Origin of the sequence: Halomonas sp. LC1, from assembly GCF_030247125.1 — a bacterium.
Taxonomy (GTDB): domain Bacteria; phylum Pseudomonadota; class Gammaproteobacteria; order Pseudomonadales; family Halomonadaceae; genus Vreelandella.
In genome coordinates this window covers 323,798-339,600 of sequence record NZ_JASSPG010000001.1, presented here as the reverse complement: position 1 = coordinate 339,600, position 15,803 = coordinate 323,798, and the positions used below count along the sequence as shown (strand labels likewise).

Genomic DNA, 15,803 nt, shown 5'->3' with positions numbered 1-15,803 from the left:
TCCATGCCTGCCGGGCACTTTCTGCGTCGGCCTTGGGTGCAGCGCGGCATCGTTAGCGTGGCACTGTTGGTGGCCGTGGCGCTATGGATAGAGCCCGCTGCCGTTCTAGCCGAGGTGACACGCCTAGCGCCCGAGTGGGTGCTGGCGGCGTTGGCGGTCAGCGTACTGCAGGTGATGCTCAGCGCGTGGCGCTGGCAGTTCACCGCCGGTCGGGTAGATGTGCCGCTGCGCTTTCGGTACGCCCTGCGCGAATACTACTTGGCGCTGCTGGTCAACCAGCTGCTGCCGGGCGGCGTGTTGGGCGATGCTGGACGTGCCCACCGTCATGCTCGTCAAGCTACGTCCAAGGGTAGCGCTTGGCGGGCGGTGGTGATCGAGCGGGCGTCTGGGCAAATGGCGGTGGCGCTGCTGACCTTGGTGGCACTGCTCACTTCGCCGCTGTGGCACGCCGCGCTGGGCGGTACGGGTCTGCTCGTTCTGGCTGCGGGGGTGGTCGCCTTGGTACTGGTGGTTGCCGCGCTGGGAATATGGTGTCGCCGCGAGCGTGGGCCGACGCTGCCGTCCTGGTGCGTCGCGCTGGGGCGGGATGTGCGTCGCGGGCTGCTGGAGCGCCGGGTATGGCCACTGCAGTTGGCCTCGTCGCTGGCCATCGTGATCAGCTACGGACTGGTGATGGTCTGCGCCGCTCGTGCCATTGGCAGCGAGATGCCCGCTCTGGACATCTTGGCGCTGGCACCGGTGCTGCTGCTGGCCATGTTAGTGCCTCTCTCGATTGCCGGTTGGGGGCTGCGAGAAGGAGCCGCAGCGGGTATTTGGTTGCTGGTCGGTCTGCCCGCTGCTCAAGGGGTGGCGATCTCGCTCGCGTATGGCGTGCTGGTGCTGCTCTCCAGCCTGCCGGGCATTTGGGTAGCGTTTACCAAACGCGCTCAAGCAACCCCTTCGTCTGGCTCGGCCTCGTTTAACCCAACCCCGACCGGTGGGTTAGACGGCACCCAGCTCCACGTCGAACAGCGTGTCATCGCCACACCGGAACGAGCGCATCGTGGGGCGCAGCGCGCTCTCCAGCGTCTCGATGGGCGTCATTTGCAGGCCGGGCCTGCCGGAGCCGATCAGCAGCGGGGCGACCATCAGGTGCAGACGGTCGACACACTGCGCTTCGATGAACTGAGAAATGGTGACACCGCCGCCTTCTACCAGCACGCGTTTAAGCCCGCGTGTCGCCAGCAGTGCCACGACCGCCGACGGCTCGAACTGCCCGCGGGCGTTCAATGGCAGCACGCAGCGCTCCGCGTGGCTCGGTGCAGGCGTCGCGTCTGGCCCGGTGATATGCAGGGTCTCGACGTCACTGCTGCGAAACAGCGCCAAATCGCCTGGCACGCGCCCGCGCGGATCAAGTACCACCCGGGTCGGATGGCGGCCGTGGACGTGGCGTACGGTGAGCTGGGGATTGTCGGCGGCAGCGGTACCCGCACCGACCAGCACCGCATCGGCCAGGGCGCGAAGGCGGTGCAAATGGACGATGCTGTCATGACCGTTGATGTAGTGGGAGTGCCCGCTTTCCGTGGCAATTCGACCATCCAGACTCTGCCCCAACTGGGCGACTACCCAGTGGGGGCGCAACGCCAGCGGCGTCAGGCAGTCCAACAGCATCTCGGCCTGAGGCGTCACGGTGTGTGGCGAGTGCCACCGACCGTCGCTGGTGACCGTCAGCGCCGCCGTGCTGGAAGTTCCCTCGCGCTGAGCGAGCAGCCACTGCCACGCGGTATCAAGATTGATCGAATGGGATGTACTACTGGAGTCGGGCATGACGCCTCCACACTGAAAATAACCTCAGATCATGCGGGGCCATGTTGCCCAACGCAAGCAACCTTTGCCCATATCATTAGGCAACCTGGAGGCCTACATGTATCAAATTGAACGCGCTATTTTCGATATTCGTCGTGGTTTACCGGTCGTGATCAGCAACGGTGAGCAGCGCCTTCTCGTCCAAGCACTAGAGGGCAGCCGTTCGGTGGATATCCTGGCCCATTTATCCGGGGCGCGTCCTGCGCTGGTACTCACCCGCCACCGCTTGGAAGCCATGGGATTATCGCTTACTGCAGAAGCCGCTTGCCTACCGCTGGCGGAGCAGGTGAGCGAACGTGAGCTGCATCAGTTGGCCGTTGCCCACTCCGGCAGCAAACCCAGCGCGCTATTGAGCGGACTGAAACCCGCAGGGGCCGCCGAACGGGGCGCCGTGGCATTAATGCGCCGTGCGCTGCTGATCCCCGCTGCTTTGACTGCAGTGGTCAGCGAAGACGCCCAGGCCGATATTGCCGAGCAAATTGCTCAAGGGCGGCTGTTAGAAGTCAAGGCTGACGAGGCGCAAAAGTGCTTGGCGGGCGCACCGGGCATGCTGAAGCGAGTGAGTGAGGCGAGTATTCCGTTGGAAGACGCCCCGAACAGCCGCTTTGTGCTGTTCCGTGAACCGGATGGCCTGCGCGAGCACGTGGCGGTAGTGATTGGCCAGGTCGAGGCGCTGGAAGGCCCGGTGCCGCTGCGGATGCACTCCGCTTGTTTGACCGGCGATCTGTTTGGCAGCCTGCGCTGCGACTGTGGCGAGCAGCTTCGCAATGCCGTGGCGGATATCCAGGCCATGGGGGGCGGCGTGCTGCTCTACCTGGCCCAAGAAGGGCGTGGCATTGGTCTAGCGAACAAGCTGCGTGCTTACACCCTGCAGGATAGCGGCCTGGATACCGTAGATGCCGACCAGGTGCTGGGGTTTGGCGATGACGAACGCCAGTACGCCGTGGCAGTGGACATGCTGAATGCGCTAAATATCGAGCAAGTGCAGCTACTCACCAATAACCCGCTGAAGATGTCAGCCCTGAAAGAGGGCGGTATCGAGGTGGTATCCCGCCAGGCGTTGTATGGCAGCGTGACGGACCACAACCACCGTTACCTGAGTGCCAAAGCCAACCGGGCGGGCCACTTTTTGGACGAAGTGCTCGAAAGCCGCGGCCGTTAACGTCTGCCCGCTGCGGGTGCTTCCAGCGGCGGCAGCTGTGCGGTTTCCGTAACGACTTGGGCAAGCTGCATGGCGTAGTGATCCACGAGGCGTTTACCCAGTGCAGCGTTGGCGTGGCTGGCATCCCCGGCCACGCCGTGCTCGCTTAAATCCTCCCCTAACCAGGCAAAGGCGGCGCTGCCTTCGGGGCTCACCAGCGCGCCTGTCGCAGGAGTGGCAGGGGCGGTGGGGGAATAGCCGTCTAGAGTGACGAGCTGCGGTGCCAGATGCTGCATCATGGCGGTTTCGAGCAGCCCGCCGTGCAGCCCGTAACGCAGCTCATCGGCGTTCATTGCGCCTTCCAGTGGCGGTAGCCGCGTGTAGGTCGCTTTGACCACGCGCATGTGGCAGCGCCGCCGGAGTGTGAGGGCCGCTAAATCCATGACGGCTTTATTGCCGCCGTGGCTGTTGATCAGTACGAGCTTGCGAATGCCAGCGCGAGCAATGCTTTCGCCGTAGGCTTCAAGCGTGGCAATGGCCAGCGGGGCGGGTAGGCTCAACGTGCCCGGAAAGCTTGCATGCTCATCGCTGGCGCCCACGGCCATGGCGGGCAGGCACACGACGTCCACGCGAGTATCCTGCGCGTCCAACCGTTCCAGCATCGCCGCCTGCAAGCCTTCACCGATGATGAGGTCGGTGCCCAGCGGTAGATGGGTGCCGTGTTGCTCGATGGCCCCCAGAGTAATGACCGCGACCGGGTCGCGTTGCGATAGGGCGTGAAGCTGAGGAGCGGTCAGGTGCTGCCAGTGATAAACCATGAACATCCCGTTTGCGATAGGGTGATTAACGTGTGTCATCCAAGGGCCGCGCCGGGCTTGGCGCACGTGTTTGATAATAGCGCGTGGTCGCTGCGACAGGCGTAAATGTCTCCCGAGGCAAGCTGATCGGCCCCTTCGGCAAGCCATGCGGCCATGGCAGCCGGCGTAAGCCAGGTATCGAAGCGGAACTGGCGCTGCTCACCGGCAATGGCGTTGAAGCGGTAGTCGCCCAGGCGCTGAATCTGCGCTAGGCAAGCGTGACTCACTTCGAGCATGCCCGCCACGAACTCCACGGACAGCGCGGCCACGGGATAGTTAAGCCCCTGCAGCACCTCCGCCTCGAATCCTTCCACGTCGATCTTGATGAATCGAGGCTCGCCGTAGCGGTCGATCAACGCATCCAAAGTGGTCATCTCCACCCGTAGCGTCTCTTCCCAGCGTACTCGCTGGAAGCCCGGGTTACGCTCGCCCACTTGGCGACGCCACTCGGTAGCGAGCGTCGAGAGCGTAGGGTTGCCCACGCTGATGGCAATGTCCGCATGGCCGGGGGCGGGGCCAACCGCCAGAGGCAGTAAGGTGATATTGGGACTTTTTAGCAGCCGTTGAAACCATTTGGCCAGCGCTGGCTGGGGTTCTAGCGCAATGACCTGCGCCCCCAGTGACTGAAAGGCGGCACTGCGGTCGCCCAAATGCGCGCCAATATCGAAGGCGATATCGCCCGGTGCTAAAAAGGGCTGGTAGAGCCGCTTCAAACTGCGCTGCCGCCCAGGCCGCCAGTATATGAACAGGGAGCGGGCCAAGCCGCTGGCACTACGAAGCTGTTGAAGCGTAGAGGGCATCTAATGGGGCTCCTTCGCCCGGGAAACGGCTGGCTCTTGAGAGGACTTGCCGGGTTTTAACAGTTGGCAAGGCATATCGCCATACAGCTCGTTGGGGGGCACGTTCAGCGTGAGATCGCCACGGGTATCCAGCGCTTGAGAGCTGCGCGCCGTCAGGTCGGCAAAGTCCTTGAGCAGTGCCGGTGTCAGGCTAATACTGGGCGTGTGCAGCAGCCCTAGCCGGTGGCTGACCACGCCGCCCCAGGTGCCGCTGCTCGAGTATTTTACCAGCGGGGCAGCGGCCACGAGCCCAAGCCAAGCGGGGGTCAGCCAACCAAACGCCGATGGAGAGAACAGCGCCATCAGGCTTGCCCACAGCACCCCACAGAGCGTCATCCACCCGGTATGCCGCCAAGTTTCACGCCAGCTCAACGAGCGTTCGCCCCGGTGTTGGGTTTGCCAGTCGATGGCGCGGCCAATCAGCACGTTGATGATGAATAAGCTGTGCCACGCCATCATTAGCGGCGCAATCAGCGCGGCAAACACGATCTCGAGCAGCGTGCTGGCCACCAGCTTGAAGCGCCCGCCAAAGGCGTGGGGGCATTGGCAGATAGTCAGCAGTAATCCGAGCAGCTTGGGAGCCATCAGCATGCCTAGCGTGGTACTCAATAGCCATAGGGATAGCGCCTTGGGCAACAGTGGCTCTGGGGCACCGTCGAGTGCGTGGTAGCCCACCATGAGGCTGGTGCACACCAGCAATCCCAGCCACACCAGAGAGGATAAGTAGGCAAATGCACCAAAGAAGAAGTGCAGGCGACTGATGATGTGGAAGCCAGCGCCCGTCAATAGGCGCAGGTGCTGGAGGTTGCCCTGGAGCCAGCGCCGGTCGCGCTTGGCAAAATCGAGCAGATTGCTGGGCATGGCTTCGAAGCTGTTGCGCGACGCGCTGGCATGGGGGTTACGTCGAGACAGCGCTGCCGTTGCCGAGGTATCCAGCAGTACCTGCCAGCCGCCACGCCTTAGCAGGGCCGCTTCTACGAAATCGTGGCTTAAAAGCTCGCCCCCAAGCGGCGGTTTGCCGGACAGCGTTGGCAGCCCTGCGTGGGCCATGAAGGCGCGGGTACGAATGATCGCATTGTGTCCCCAGTAGTTGGCGGCGTCGCCCTGCCAAAAACTCTGGCCCGCTGCCAGCATGGGGCTATACAGCGCCGAGGCAAGCTGGGTAAAACGGCCAAACAGCGTGCGTTGCCCCACGGGAATGGGCACGGTTTGAATCAGCCCTACGGTGGGGTAGCGCTGCATTTGATGCACCATGTGCAGCAGGGTGTCGCCGCTCATCAGGCTATCGGCATCCAGCACGATCATATAGTCGTAGCGGCGGCCCCAGCGGCGGCAGAAGTCGGCAATATTGCCCGCTTTACGCCCGTGATTGTTGGGGCGACGGCGGTAATGCACCGCGAGCTGCCCCGCCAAGCGCTGCTGTAGCGCAGCCACGTGAGCGGCTTCTTCGTCGGCTTGGGCGGGGTCTTGGGTATCGCTGAGAATGAACACTTCGAAGTGCTGACCGATCACGCGCGCGGTGTCTTCGCCCTGTGCACTGGGCTGCTGAAGCAGCGAGCGGCAGGTGGCTTCAAGCCCCGCCATCGTGGGAATCGGGGGTTCGGCGTAAATCGGCATGACCAACGCCGTGCGGCTGACCAAACGGCTGGCGGTTGGGCGCTCTGTCGTCACGCGTTTGAGACTGAGGGGGTCAAGGCGTAACGCGCAGATCACGAAACCACAGACGGCTCCCCAAAAGGCCAGCGCAATCCAGCTAAAAGTGAGGCCAAACAGCGTCAGCATGGCGATTTGCCAACCCAGCGCAAGGTTGTCGACCACGTGGACCATCGCTAGACAGCCTACGATGCTGGACCCGATGACCAGCGTGGCCAGCAGCGCACGCCGAGCGTTGAGCCACGGGATGGAGGGCGTCAGCGTAGGCACATCACGCATCGGGATACCACACGTAGTTCCAGGTCTCGGTTACGGGCTCACCGTCGCGCATCAGGCGCAGACGGATATCGCTGGGCTGGCGGCTGGGAGGCAGCCTGAACGTGGCGCGTCGACCGCTATTGGGCAGCACTTTGACCTGGGGCAGTAACGCTTCGCCCTCTCGCACGCTGATATCCAGCGTGAGTTCCGCATCGGCCGACAGTGCCTCCAAAGCACCGCCGGCAAAATCGACCACGAACTGGCGCTGCTCGGCGGAAGGCGAGTCCGCTTCACCCGGCACGGCGGCGCTGCCGTGACGGGTGCGAATCACTTTCCCCAGAGCGTGCTCTTCAGGCTGTTCGTTCAGGGTATAGGTGCGGTAATGCAGGCGCTGGGTGTCGCCAGCCTTGAGTGTGTCCTCAGCGACCCAGTAGGCCACGATGTTGTCGTGGGTTTCGTCCGGCGTGGGAATTTCCACCAGCTCAACGTGACCTTTGCCCCACGCTTCCAGCGGCTCGACCCACTGGCTGGGGCGGCGGTGGTAGTTGGCCTCTAGGTCGAGGTAGCGATCAAAGTCGCGCTCGCGCTGCATGAGGCCAAACCCTTGGGGTGCGTCATCGGTAAAGCTTGAAACGCGTACGGCCGATGGGTTGCTCAGCGGTCGCCAGATCCATTCGCCTTGCCCGGTATGCATCAGCAGGCCATCGGAGTCATGCACCTGAGGGCGGAAGTCATCCGGCCGTTGGGCGCTCGCTTCCCCAAAGGTGAACATGCTGGTCAGCGGGGCGATCCCGACTTTTTCGATATCGTCACGGGCAAAGATCTCGGCTTCTATTTCCGCTTCGGTGTGCTCGCCGGGGGTGAGGGTAAAGCGGTAGGCACCGCTCAGCGACGGGCTATCCATCAAGGCCATCAGCGTGACGCTCTCGGCGTCGCTGTCTGGTGTGACCAACCAAAACTCGCGAAAGGCCGGGAACTCTTCGCCTTGAGACGAGGCGGTGTTGATCGCCAACCCTCGTGTGGATAACCCGTAGGCTTGATGCTGGCCAACCAGACGAAAGTAGCTGGCGCCGAGAAAGACGGCGAATTCATCCGCGTAGTCGGGATTATTGAGCGGATAGTGGAGACGAAAACCGGCGTGTCCGCTGCCGCTCAAATCATGTTCGAGCAGTTCGCTGGCGTCGCCATCGTAGCGAAAATCGTCGGTGGTAAAGTCGAGAGGGACGACGTCGCCATTCTCGACCATGTTCAGCGCTACCGGCGTTTGAAATAGAAACCCGCTGTGGAAGAGCTGTAGGCTAAAGGGGCTGTCGTCGTGCCAGTAGGCACGTTCGGGATTGAAGCGAATTTGCCGGTAGCCATCGTAGTTAAGCGATTGCAGTGCCTCGGGCAGTGAAGACTCGGGCGCTTCATAGGGGGCATTGGCTAACTGTTGGGCACGCGCCACGACCTGTTGAAATACGGCGTCTTCGCTAGCGGTGGCGGGCAGGGCGAGTGCCCAACTCAGTGATAACATCCATTTTGCAGTCCTACGACAACCCATGGGCGAGTTCCTTTCGTGACCTGATAGAGTGGACAACACGTCATTGTGTGAAATATTTAAACAAAAACTATACGCTTAAAAAGTTGGGTCAAACATTAAGATTAAACGCAGCGACGCGCGTACGCCGTCAATCGGTTATACCGCTGATGCTCTCTACAACGCTAGTGGTGGAATGAATGCTTCGTCTCCTTGTCACGGCCTGTGCTCTGAACGTGCTATTGGTCGCCCCGTTGTGGTGGCGTTTTGGCACGCTATCGCCTTTGATCGCATGGGAAGCATGGGTCATCGCCTCCGCCATGCTGCTATTACCCCCTGGCCCATGGCGGCGCTGGGTGGGTATCGGGGTCGTTAGTGCCCTGGCACTGGCCACGGCGGCCAATTTGGGGGAGGCAGCGACTTATACGGCGTTTGGGCGGCCGCTCAACCTCTACCTGGATGTGCCGCTGGTACGCTCCATTTACCACCTGCTAGTGGGTAATGTAGGCCAACTGGCGGCAATTTTCCTGATGCTGCTAGGCGGTATGCTGCTCCTTGGCTTGCTGTGGCTGATGCTGCGCCTATTACTGCCTGCTCGCCCCCCTAAGCGCCGAGGTGGGGTGGTTGTCACAGCCAGAGTGTTGCTGGTGGGTAGCTTAGGTATGAGCATTTTAGAGGCGAATCAACACCGCTTGGTTCCCCATGCCGCGCTGCCGATGGTCACGACCGCACGTTTTCAATGGGCGCAGATCCTCGATACCCATCGGGCCCGGCAGGCATTCAGTGAGCAGTTAGAAGCGTCTCCGTTAGCGGCGCAGGCCTTGCCAGGCTTGGCTGGACGGAACGTACTGCTGACGTTCATCGAGTCCTACGGCGTGTCTGCTCTCGATGATCCGCGCTATAACCGAACGCTGCTGCTTACGTTGGAAGACCTTAAGCGTCGGTTATCCAACCGTGGCCTGCACGTGGTGTCGGGGCTGGTGGAATCCCCCATCCGCGGTGGGCAGTCGTGGCTTGCCCACGCAACGACGCTGAGTGGCCGCTGGATCGACAATCAGCTCTGGTATCGGCTGATGCTGGAGAGCGGCCACTCGACGATGATCGATGACTTTCATGCCACCGGTCAGCGCACACTCAGCGTGATGCCCGCGATTACGTTGGCGTGGCCAGAGGGGCAGGCCTACGGCTTCGACCAAATCGCCGCAGCGAAGGATATCCCCTACGCCGGGCCGCCGCTCAACTGGGTGACCATGCCGGATCAATTTACCCTGGACTATACCCAGCGCGAGCTGTTGGGCGACGAGCCGGTCTTTGCGCAACTCGCGCTGATTTCCAGCCATGCGCCCTGGACGCCGGTGCTCCCGGTGCTGGAAAACTGGTCGCTGGTGGGTGATGGGAGTATCTATGCGCCCTGGGAAAACGCAGGCGATCCGCCCGAAGTGATTTGGCGAGATTTGGAGCGAATTCGCGATCACTACGCGTGGTCGGTGGACTACGCTGTTAGCGTGACCGGGCGCTGGGCCGCGCGAGTGGCCGATGAGCAGACGCTGCTGATTGTCTTGGGCGACCATCAGCCCGCACCGCTGATTACCGGCGATGACGCCAGTGCCGCGGTTCCGGTGCATATCATTAGCGGCGACCCGGCGTTGCTGGCACCGTTTAAACAGCGCGGTTTCGTGGAGGGTATGCTGCCTCCACTAGCGCGCCCGCAGGATGCGCCGCGAATGAGCCAGCTGCGCCACTGGCTGCAGCAGGACTTTGGCCCCTCGGCACTATTACCAAGGACGACACCATGATTCAACCGGTTATTTTGAGCGGTGGCAGCGGCACCCGGCTTTGGCCGCTCTCCCGAGAGCAGATGCCCAAACAGTTTTTGCGCTTAACCGGCGAACAGAGCCTGCTTCAGCAAACGCTCACTCGCCTTGAGGGCTTGACGACGCTACCGCCGATGCTGATGGGGCACCATTCGCACCGATTTTTGATGGCCGAACAGCTGCGTGAAGCCCAGCAGGAGGGCCAGATCGTGCTAGAGCCAGCAGGGCGCAATACCGCCCCGGCGATTGCCTGCGCGGCCCTGTTGGCGCGGCAATCCGGCGAAGACCCGCTGCTGCTGGTGCTACCCGCTGACCACGTTATTGGCGATGCAGCGGCGTTTATCGATAGCGTGCGGCGTGCCGAACCGCTCGCAGAGCAGGGTTATCTCGTGACCTTTGGCGTGGTGCCGACCTATCCAGAGACCGGTTACGGCTACATTGCCTGCGGTGACGCGTTGGGGGAGGGTCACCATCTGGCAGCATTCATCGAAAAACCCGCGTTGGAGCATGCCAAAGCGCTGCTTGAGCAGGGTGACACGCTCTGGAATAGCGGCATGTTTTTGCTGCGCGCCTCCCGCTATTTGGCGGAGCTCGAGCGGCTTCAGCCAGCGATGCTGGCCGCCTGCCAAGAGGCTGTAACCCGCGCCCACCGTGACTTGGATTTTCTGCGCTTGGATGAGCAGGCGTTTCAGCGCTGCCCTAGCGAATCGATCGATTACGCGGTCATGGAGCACTGCGCCCAAGCGGCCGTGGTGCCTTTGGATGCCCAATGGAGCGATATTGGCAGCTTTGACGCGCTAATGGCGACCCATGCGCCCGATGCGGCGGGCAATGTGGTCACCGGGGATGGAATATTGAGCGATACCCAGCGCTCGTTAGTGGTAGCGAACCACCGCTTGGTGGCCACGCTGGGCGTTGAAGACCTGGTCGTGGTGGAGACCTCGGACAGCGTGCTGGTGGCCCGGCGCGACAAGGCGCAGGGCGTCAAGCAGCTCGTTGCGGCGTTGGCCCAGGCCGGGCGCAGCGAGCCGCATACCTCGCCGCAGGTACATCGCCCTTGGGGCAGCTTTCAAGCCATGGACAACGGCGAGCGCTACCAAGTGAAGCATATTACCGTGCGTCCTGGGGCGCGGCTGTCGCTACAGCGCCACCACCACCGCGCCGAACACTGGGTGGTGGTCAGTGGCACGGCCAAGGTGACGGTGGATGAACGCACGTTTTTGGTCAGCGAAAACCAGTCCACTTACATCCCCATTGGCGCGCTGCACCGCCTGGAGAATCCGGGCAAAATTCCGCTGGAACTGATCGAAGTGCAGTCCGGTAGCTACCTGGGCGAGGATGACATCGAACGACTGGATGACGTGTACGCGCGCCACAGCGACGAGTAATGGAGCGTACCTACCAGAGCCAGCTACCCGGCCGTGCCGGTGGCTGGCCTTTACGCACCGCCATCCAGCCGATAATGCAGCGCACGCCGAGCCATACCACCAGCAGCGGCCAGAGTAGCGTGCCGATAAAGATCAGGCTCAGGGTAAACGTGACGATAAAGTAGAGGCTGCCGATCCAGAACGTGCGGATCAAATAGCGGTAGTGCGCTTGCAGCCAGGGGGCCGCTTCTTTACGGTAGACATAGGCAATGATCACACCAATCAACAGGGTGACGTTGGCCGTGACGAGCCCTGCCAAATAGAGCGCATAAATAATTTGTGGCGGACGCGTATCCTCTTTGGGGAGGTATCGTTCAGTCATGTCCATCCTCGCTAGTAGAGACGGAAGTCGTTGGCATTAGGCAGGCCTTGCTGCTCTTCCACCACTTTGCGGTAGCGTTTGTACTCCCACTGATACTGCGCTGGGTCCAGCGCAATGGAAGCTTCGACGCTGGCATTTACGCCGGTGGCGGACGTGGCATCCTCCTCGCTATACACCTGCTCGTCGGCATCGAGAAAGTGAATCTCGAAGCCTTTGCCAGGAATGCGCAGGGCCACACCGGTGACTACCCGCGCTTGGGTGCGCGCCACCAGCTTGGGTAACAGCGTGGCGGTATAGGCATCGCGGCCATAGAACGGCGCAAACACGCCGCTGCCCCAATCCGGCTCTTGGTCCGGCAAAATACCAATCGCCTCGCTACGCTTCAGCGCTTTGAGCAGCGCCGCCACGCCCCGCGGGTTGGTGGGTACTAGCTTCGCGCCCATGCGCTCGCGGCCATGGCGGATAATCGGCTCTAAGTCAGCGATTTTGGGCGGTTCGTACATGGCGGTAAACGGAAAGTGGCTGGAGAGCCAAAAGTTCAGCACTTCCCAGTTGCCAAAGTGAGGAGCCAGCACGATCACGCCGCGCCCCTCGGCCCGGGCGCTGTCCAACTTGTCGCGGCCATGTACCGCTAGAATGCTAGCTTCTACCTTCTCGGGCGGGGCCATCCAGGCGTGGCCGAGTTCCAGCATTGTCGCGGTGGAGTGCTGAAGGCTCTGTTTGGCCAGGGATTGTCGTTGGCTGGCAGGCGCGTCGGGGTAGACCACCTCTAAATTGATCTCGGTCACCTGGCGCTCGCGCTTGCTAAAGCGGTACACCTGCGGGCCGACCAGAGCCGCAATGCGCCAGAGCCAGCGCACCGGCCAGCGGGAGAGCGTGCGCCATAGCGTTGCAATGGCGCGGGCTTGAAAGCGCGTCGTGGAAGGGGTTACCTGTTCGGTCATGGGTTACAGCAACCAGCTATCGACATTGGAGGGGGCGCGTTTTTCCTGTAGCCCCTTGAACCCTTTCACGCAGCGCACGATGAACCACACGGCCAGCGCGAGCAGCATGGGGAAACCGATCAGAATGAGCGTGAGCAGGGTGGCAACACTGCCGTACAGAAGGCCGATCCAGAAGGTGCGAATCTGGTAGCGGTAGTGTTCATCCAGCCAAGCCGGACCCTTGCCACGGTACACGTAGGCAATGATGACGCCGATCAGTGACGTAAAGCCCACCACAAAACTGGCGAGATAGAGGGCATAATTCACCATGGCCATGGTGGTGTCCGGGGGCGGGGTGGTGGCGGAGGTCTCGTCCGGCGTGGCGTGGCGGTCGACCACTTCACCTTCCAGCGGGGCGTCATCGCGCATGGGCGTTCCTTCTTTGATCAGGTCTATTCCAGCATCCAGCGGACACTTTGACTGCCCGCTATGATAGCGTGGGCGCTGCGACTTATCACCCGCAGGCCCATGTGTGGTTAAGGGCCTAGCGCGCTGGACGACAAATTTCCAGCAGGTTGCCGTCAGGGTCGCGCAGGTAAATCGACTCAATCGGGCCGCTGGCCCCCTGGCGGGCCACGGGGCCAAGTTCGACCTCAATGGCCAGCGCATCCAGATGCTGCTTGAATTCATCCAGCGGCAGCTGGCAGCGCAAGCATAAGTCCAGGCTGCCCGGTGTCGGCGTGGCTGAAATGGGCGCGATATCGGTATCGGTTTGGTGCAAGCGCAGGGCCGTGTCACCCAGCATCAAGTCAACGCGCTGTGCGTCCCGATAACGCACATCCAGGCCCAGTACGCGAGAGTAAAAATCCACTGCGCGACCCATATCGGTCACGGTAACCACAAGATGATCCAGACCTGAGAGCATGCCTCTTTCCTTCATACAAACGTAAAAACCAGAGAATACGATGATGCGACGCTGTCCGCTATGCCACGCGCAGGAGCCTGCGCTGTACCACCAAGACCGTCGCCGCGAGTACTACCAGTGTGCCACGTGTGCGCTGGTGTTTGTGCCTAGTGAGCAGCATTTAAGTGCCGCTGACGAAAAAGCCGAGTACGACCAGCACCAAAACTCGCCGCAGGATACGGGATATCGGCGCTTTTTGGGGCGTTTATTCACTCCGCTGGCGGCAAAGCTGGCTCCAGGGGCAAAAGGGCTGGATTTTGGCTGTGGCCCTGGGCCCACGCTCTCGGTGATGTTCGAGGAAGCGGGCTTTGAGATGGACGTGTACGACATCTTTTACGCGCCCCATGCCGTGTCGCTTACCCGCCAGTATGACTTCATTACCGCCACCGAAGTGGTCGAGCACTTGGCGGCGCCGGGCGAGGTGCTGGGTGAGCGTGTCGCGCAACTCGACCGCGGCGGCTATCTTGGGCTGATGACCAAGCGAGTGGCGAGCCAAGAAGCCTTCGCCCGTTGGCACTACATCAACGACCCAACCCATGTCAGTTTTTTTAGCGAAGCAACCTTCCGCTGGTGGGCGGCTGAGCAGGGGTTAACAGTCGAATTTACTGGCAATGACGTGGTAATTTTTAGAAAACACTAATCTGCTTGCACAAGGGGCGAAAAAGCATTGACTTTGCGCCTCTGAAAGCAATAATTGCGCGCCCGTTTTCTTGCCTGTTCGATGTGATGGCGTGTTAACGGCAACGATTCATCCATTGAGCAAGGTGAGGTACGCATGTCGCGGCAACTGCTGGCCATGGCGCTAGCGCCCCTATTAGGGCTGTTTATTCTTGGGATTGGCAATGGCTTTCTCGCTACGCTGATTACCGTGCGTTTGGACGCAGCGGGCGAATCGGCGACGGTGATCGGGATTGTCTCGTCGGCCTATTTCATCGGCCTAGCCCTGGGTGCCATGGTCAACGACCGCCTGCTGCTGCGCATTGGTCATATTCGCGCTTACGGCAGCTTTGCCTCGCTGGTCGCGGTGACGGTACTGCTGCAAGGCCTTTTCTTCGAACCTTGGGCATGGTTTGCGCTGCGTTTGATCGGCGGCTGGGCCACGGTGGGTGTTTATCTGGTCATCGAGAGTTGGCTGCTCACGGCGGGCGACCAGAAAGTGCGCGGCCGCCTGCTGGCGCTTTATATGATCTCTCTTTACGCCGCCGGGGTGCTGGGGCAGCTCATGCTCGGTATCACCAGCGCCATGGGCGACACCGCGCCCTTCATGGTGATTGGCCTGTTGGCGTCGCTCTCGGTACTGCCCATGGCGATGATTCCCCGGGTGTCGCCGCTCATCGAGCACGCCGAACCGCTACCGCCGCACCGTTTGATCACCATGACCCCCACCGGCGTCATGGGCAGCCTCGGTTCTGGCATGGTGGTCGCTGCCGCCTACACGCTGCTGCCGCTTTACCTGCAGCGCATTGGCATGAGCGTCAATCAGGTCGGCCAAATGATGGCCGTCGTTATCATGGGGGCGATGCTGCTGCAGTACCCCATTGGCCGCTGGTCGGATCGCCATGATCGCCAGATGGTCTTGATTGGTATCAGCGCCTTCTGCGTGGTGATTTCAGCGGCGATGCTGTGGTTGCCGCTCTCCACGCCGTTGCTCGCCGTGCTGCTCTTTTTGTTGGGTGGTGGCGTGTTCGCGCTGTACCCGGTGGCCGTTAGCCATGCTGCCGACCGTGCGCCTGCCGGTGCACTGGTGCGGATGAGCCAGGGACTTTTGTTGATCAACTCGATTGGTGCCACCATCAGCCCGCTGATGATCTCGCCGGTGATGACCGCCATGGGCGATGCGGGCCTGTTCTGGGCGTTTGGCTCCCTCAGTCTATTCTTCGTGCTGTTCTTCGGATGGCGGCGAAGCGTGCGCCCGGCACCGGTGCCAGTGGCACCGTTCAACGCCACCACTCCAATGACCGCCGCCGGTGCTGAGCTGGTGGTGACCGAAGAGCTGGTACAAGGGGCGCTCGAACACGAGCACCTGGAAGACCTTTCCGACGTCGTGCCCGAAGTCGACGTGGCTGAGCCGGTAGTGGGGCCGCCCCAAGAAGACGAGAGCCACATCACCTACTACGATGACGTGGAAACCGAGGTGCGCAAATAAGCCGCTAAGGCGGCGACAGGTGAGACCTTAAGCTAATAGTGTGGCGAGACTAGGGAAACTACTATCGGCGATAGTGTTTTTACTACTTTTACCGC

The 15,803-nt window shown here is 61.6% G+C and carries 14 protein-coding genes and 1 pseudogene; 6 read left to right on the top strand and 9 right to left on the bottom strand.

Annotation, left to right across the window (positions count from 1 at the left end):
- Positions 1–3 precede the first annotated feature (3 nt).
- Positions 4–873 (top strand): annotated as a pseudogene (locus QIT27_RS01585) (lysylphosphatidylglycerol synthase transmembrane domain-containing protein); the annotation flags it as partial.
- A gap of 108 nt (positions 874–981) precedes the next feature.
- Here the strand turns inward: QIT27_RS01585 and QIT27_RS01580 are convergent.
- Positions 982–1,650 carry a RibD family protein gene (locus QIT27_RS01580; protein ID WP_285262834.1) on the bottom strand — a complete coding sequence of 223 codons (669 nt, stop codon included), beginning with the start codon at positions 1,648–1,650 and terminating at the stop codon, positions 982–984.
- Positions 1,651–1,903: 253 nt separating this feature from the next.
- Here QIT27_RS01580 and ribA point away from each other — a divergent pair, with 253 nt between their 5' ends.
- Positions 1,904–3,007: a GTP cyclohydrolase II RibA gene (gene ribA, locus QIT27_RS01575; protein WP_285262676.1), complete on the top strand. Its 1,104-nt coding sequence runs from the start codon at positions 1,904–1,906 to the stop codon at positions 3,005–3,007.
- Here the strand turns inward: ribA and QIT27_RS01570 are convergent.
- The 4 genes from QIT27_RS01570 to QIT27_RS01555 are packed head-to-tail and all read right to left on the bottom strand — an operon-like array spanning position 3,004 to position 8,109.
- A complete protein-coding gene (locus QIT27_RS01570) occupies positions 3,004–3,804 on the bottom strand; it encodes a creatininase family protein (protein ID WP_285262675.1) in 801 nt (266 codons plus the stop codon). The two genes, ribA and QIT27_RS01570, sit on opposite strands and share 4 nt — an antisense overlap.
- 35 nt (positions 3,805–3,839) lie before the next feature.
- On the bottom strand, positions 3,840–4,643 hold the full coding sequence (locus QIT27_RS01565) for an FkbM family methyltransferase (RefSeq protein ID WP_285262674.1): 804 nt from the start codon (positions 4,641–4,643) through the stop codon (positions 3,840–3,842).
- On the bottom strand, positions 4,644–6,614 hold the full coding sequence (mdoH, locus tag QIT27_RS01560) for a glucans biosynthesis glucosyltransferase MdoH (RefSeq protein WP_285262673.1): 1,971 nt from the start codon (positions 6,612–6,614) through the stop codon (positions 4,644–4,646).
- Complete coding sequence (locus tag QIT27_RS01555) at positions 6,607–8,109, bottom strand: OpgD/OpgG family glucan biosynthesis protein (RefSeq protein ID WP_502875167.1); 1,503 nt, start codon at positions 8,107–8,109, stop codon at positions 6,607–6,609. The genes mdoH and QIT27_RS01555 overlap by 8 nt, the downstream gene beginning before the upstream one ends.
- A gap of 203 nt (positions 8,110–8,312) precedes the next feature.
- On the opposite strand from QIT27_RS01555, the gene QIT27_RS01550 reads away from it, so the two are divergent.
- Positions 8,313–9,908: an alkaline phosphatase family protein gene (locus tag QIT27_RS01550; RefSeq protein ID WP_285262671.1), complete on the top strand. Its 1,596-nt coding sequence runs from the start codon at positions 8,313–8,315 to the stop codon at positions 9,906–9,908.
- Complete coding sequence (locus tag QIT27_RS01545) at positions 9,905–11,314, top strand: mannose-1-phosphate guanylyltransferase/mannose-6-phosphate isomerase (RefSeq protein ID WP_285262670.1); 1,410 nt, start codon at positions 9,905–9,907, stop codon at positions 11,312–11,314. The genes QIT27_RS01550 and QIT27_RS01545 overlap by 4 nt, the downstream gene beginning before the upstream one ends.
- Before the next feature lie 10 nt (positions 11,315–11,324).
- Here QIT27_RS01545 and QIT27_RS01540 read toward each other — a convergent pair whose 3' ends face one another.
- The 4 genes from QIT27_RS01540 to QIT27_RS01525 form a co-directional block, all read right to left on the bottom strand.
- Positions 11,325–11,675, bottom strand: a complete 351-nt coding sequence (locus QIT27_RS01540; protein WP_285262669.1) for a DUF4870 family protein — start codon at positions 11,673–11,675, stop codon at positions 11,325–11,327.
- Between the two features lie 11 nt (positions 11,676–11,686).
- Complete coding sequence (locus QIT27_RS01535; RefSeq protein WP_253016963.1) at positions 11,687–12,619, bottom strand: lysophospholipid acyltransferase family protein; 933 nt, start codon at positions 12,617–12,619, stop codon at positions 11,687–11,689.
- A gap of 3 nt (positions 12,620–12,622) precedes the next feature.
- Complete coding sequence (locus QIT27_RS01530) at positions 12,623–13,027, bottom strand: DUF4870 family protein (protein WP_159341440.1); 405 nt, start codon at positions 13,025–13,027, stop codon at positions 12,623–12,625.
- 115 nt (positions 13,028–13,142) lie between these two features.
- Complete coding sequence (locus tag QIT27_RS01525; protein WP_285262668.1) at positions 13,143–13,523, bottom strand: VOC family protein; 381 nt, start codon at positions 13,521–13,523, stop codon at positions 13,143–13,145.
- A gap of 40 nt (positions 13,524–13,563) precedes the next feature.
- Between QIT27_RS01525 and QIT27_RS01520 the strand changes: the two genes are divergently transcribed.
- Positions 13,564–14,202, top strand: coding sequence for a class I SAM-dependent methyltransferase (locus tag QIT27_RS01520; protein WP_285262667.1), 639 nt, complete (start codon positions 13,564–13,566; stop codon positions 14,200–14,202).
- A gap of 135 nt (positions 14,203–14,337) precedes the next feature.
- Positions 14,338–15,708, top strand: coding sequence for an MFS transporter (locus tag QIT27_RS01515; protein WP_159341442.1), 1,371 nt, complete (start codon positions 14,338–14,340; stop codon positions 15,706–15,708).
- Positions 15,709–15,803 lie beyond the last annotated feature (95 nt).

Coding starts and splice junctions, on each gene's coding strand:
- QIT27_RS01580 (WP_285262834.1), bottom strand. CDS start 1,650: ATGCTGTTGGACTGCCTGACGCCGCTGGCGTTGCGCCCCCACTGGGTA.
- ribA (WP_285262676.1), top strand. CDS start 1,904: ATGTATCAAATTGAACGCGCTATTTTCGATATTCGTCGTGGTTTACCG.
- QIT27_RS01570 (WP_285262675.1), bottom strand. CDS start 3,804: ATGGTTTATCACTGGCAGCACCTGACCGCTCCTCAGCTTCACGCCCTA.
- QIT27_RS01565 (WP_285262674.1), bottom strand. CDS start 4,643: ATGCCCTCTACGCTTCAACAGCTTCGTAGTGCCAGCGGCTTGGCCCGC.
- mdoH (WP_285262673.1), bottom strand. CDS start 6,614: ATGCGTGATGTGCCTACGCTGACGCCCTCCATCCCGTGGCTCAACGCT.
- QIT27_RS01555 (WP_502875167.1), bottom strand. CDS start 8,109: ATGTTATCACTGAGTTGGGCACTCGCCCTGCCCGCCACCGCTAGCGAA.
- QIT27_RS01550 (WP_285262671.1), top strand. CDS start 8,313: ATGCTTCGTCTCCTTGTCACGGCCTGTGCTCTGAACGTGCTATTGGTC.
- QIT27_RS01545 (WP_285262670.1), top strand. CDS start 9,905: ATGATTCAACCGGTTATTTTGAGCGGTGGCAGCGGCACCCGGCTTTGG.
- QIT27_RS01540 (WP_285262669.1), bottom strand. CDS start 11,675: ATGACTGAACGATACCTCCCCAAAGAGGATACGCGTCCGCCACAAATT.
- QIT27_RS01535 (WP_253016963.1), bottom strand. CDS start 12,619: ATGACCGAACAGGTAACCCCTTCCACGACGCGCTTTCAAGCCCGCGCC.
- QIT27_RS01530 (WP_159341440.1), bottom strand. CDS start 13,027: ATGCGCGATGACGCCCCGCTGGAAGGTGAAGTGGTCGACCGCCACGCC.
- QIT27_RS01525 (WP_285262668.1), bottom strand. CDS start 13,523: ATGCTCTCAGGTCTGGATCATCTTGTGGTTACCGTGACCGATATGGGT.
- QIT27_RS01520 (WP_285262667.1), top strand. CDS start 13,564: ATGATGCGACGCTGTCCGCTATGCCACGCGCAGGAGCCTGCGCTGTAC.
- QIT27_RS01515 (WP_159341442.1), top strand. CDS start 14,338: ATGTCGCGGCAACTGCTGGCCATGGCGCTAGCGCCCCTATTAGGGCTG.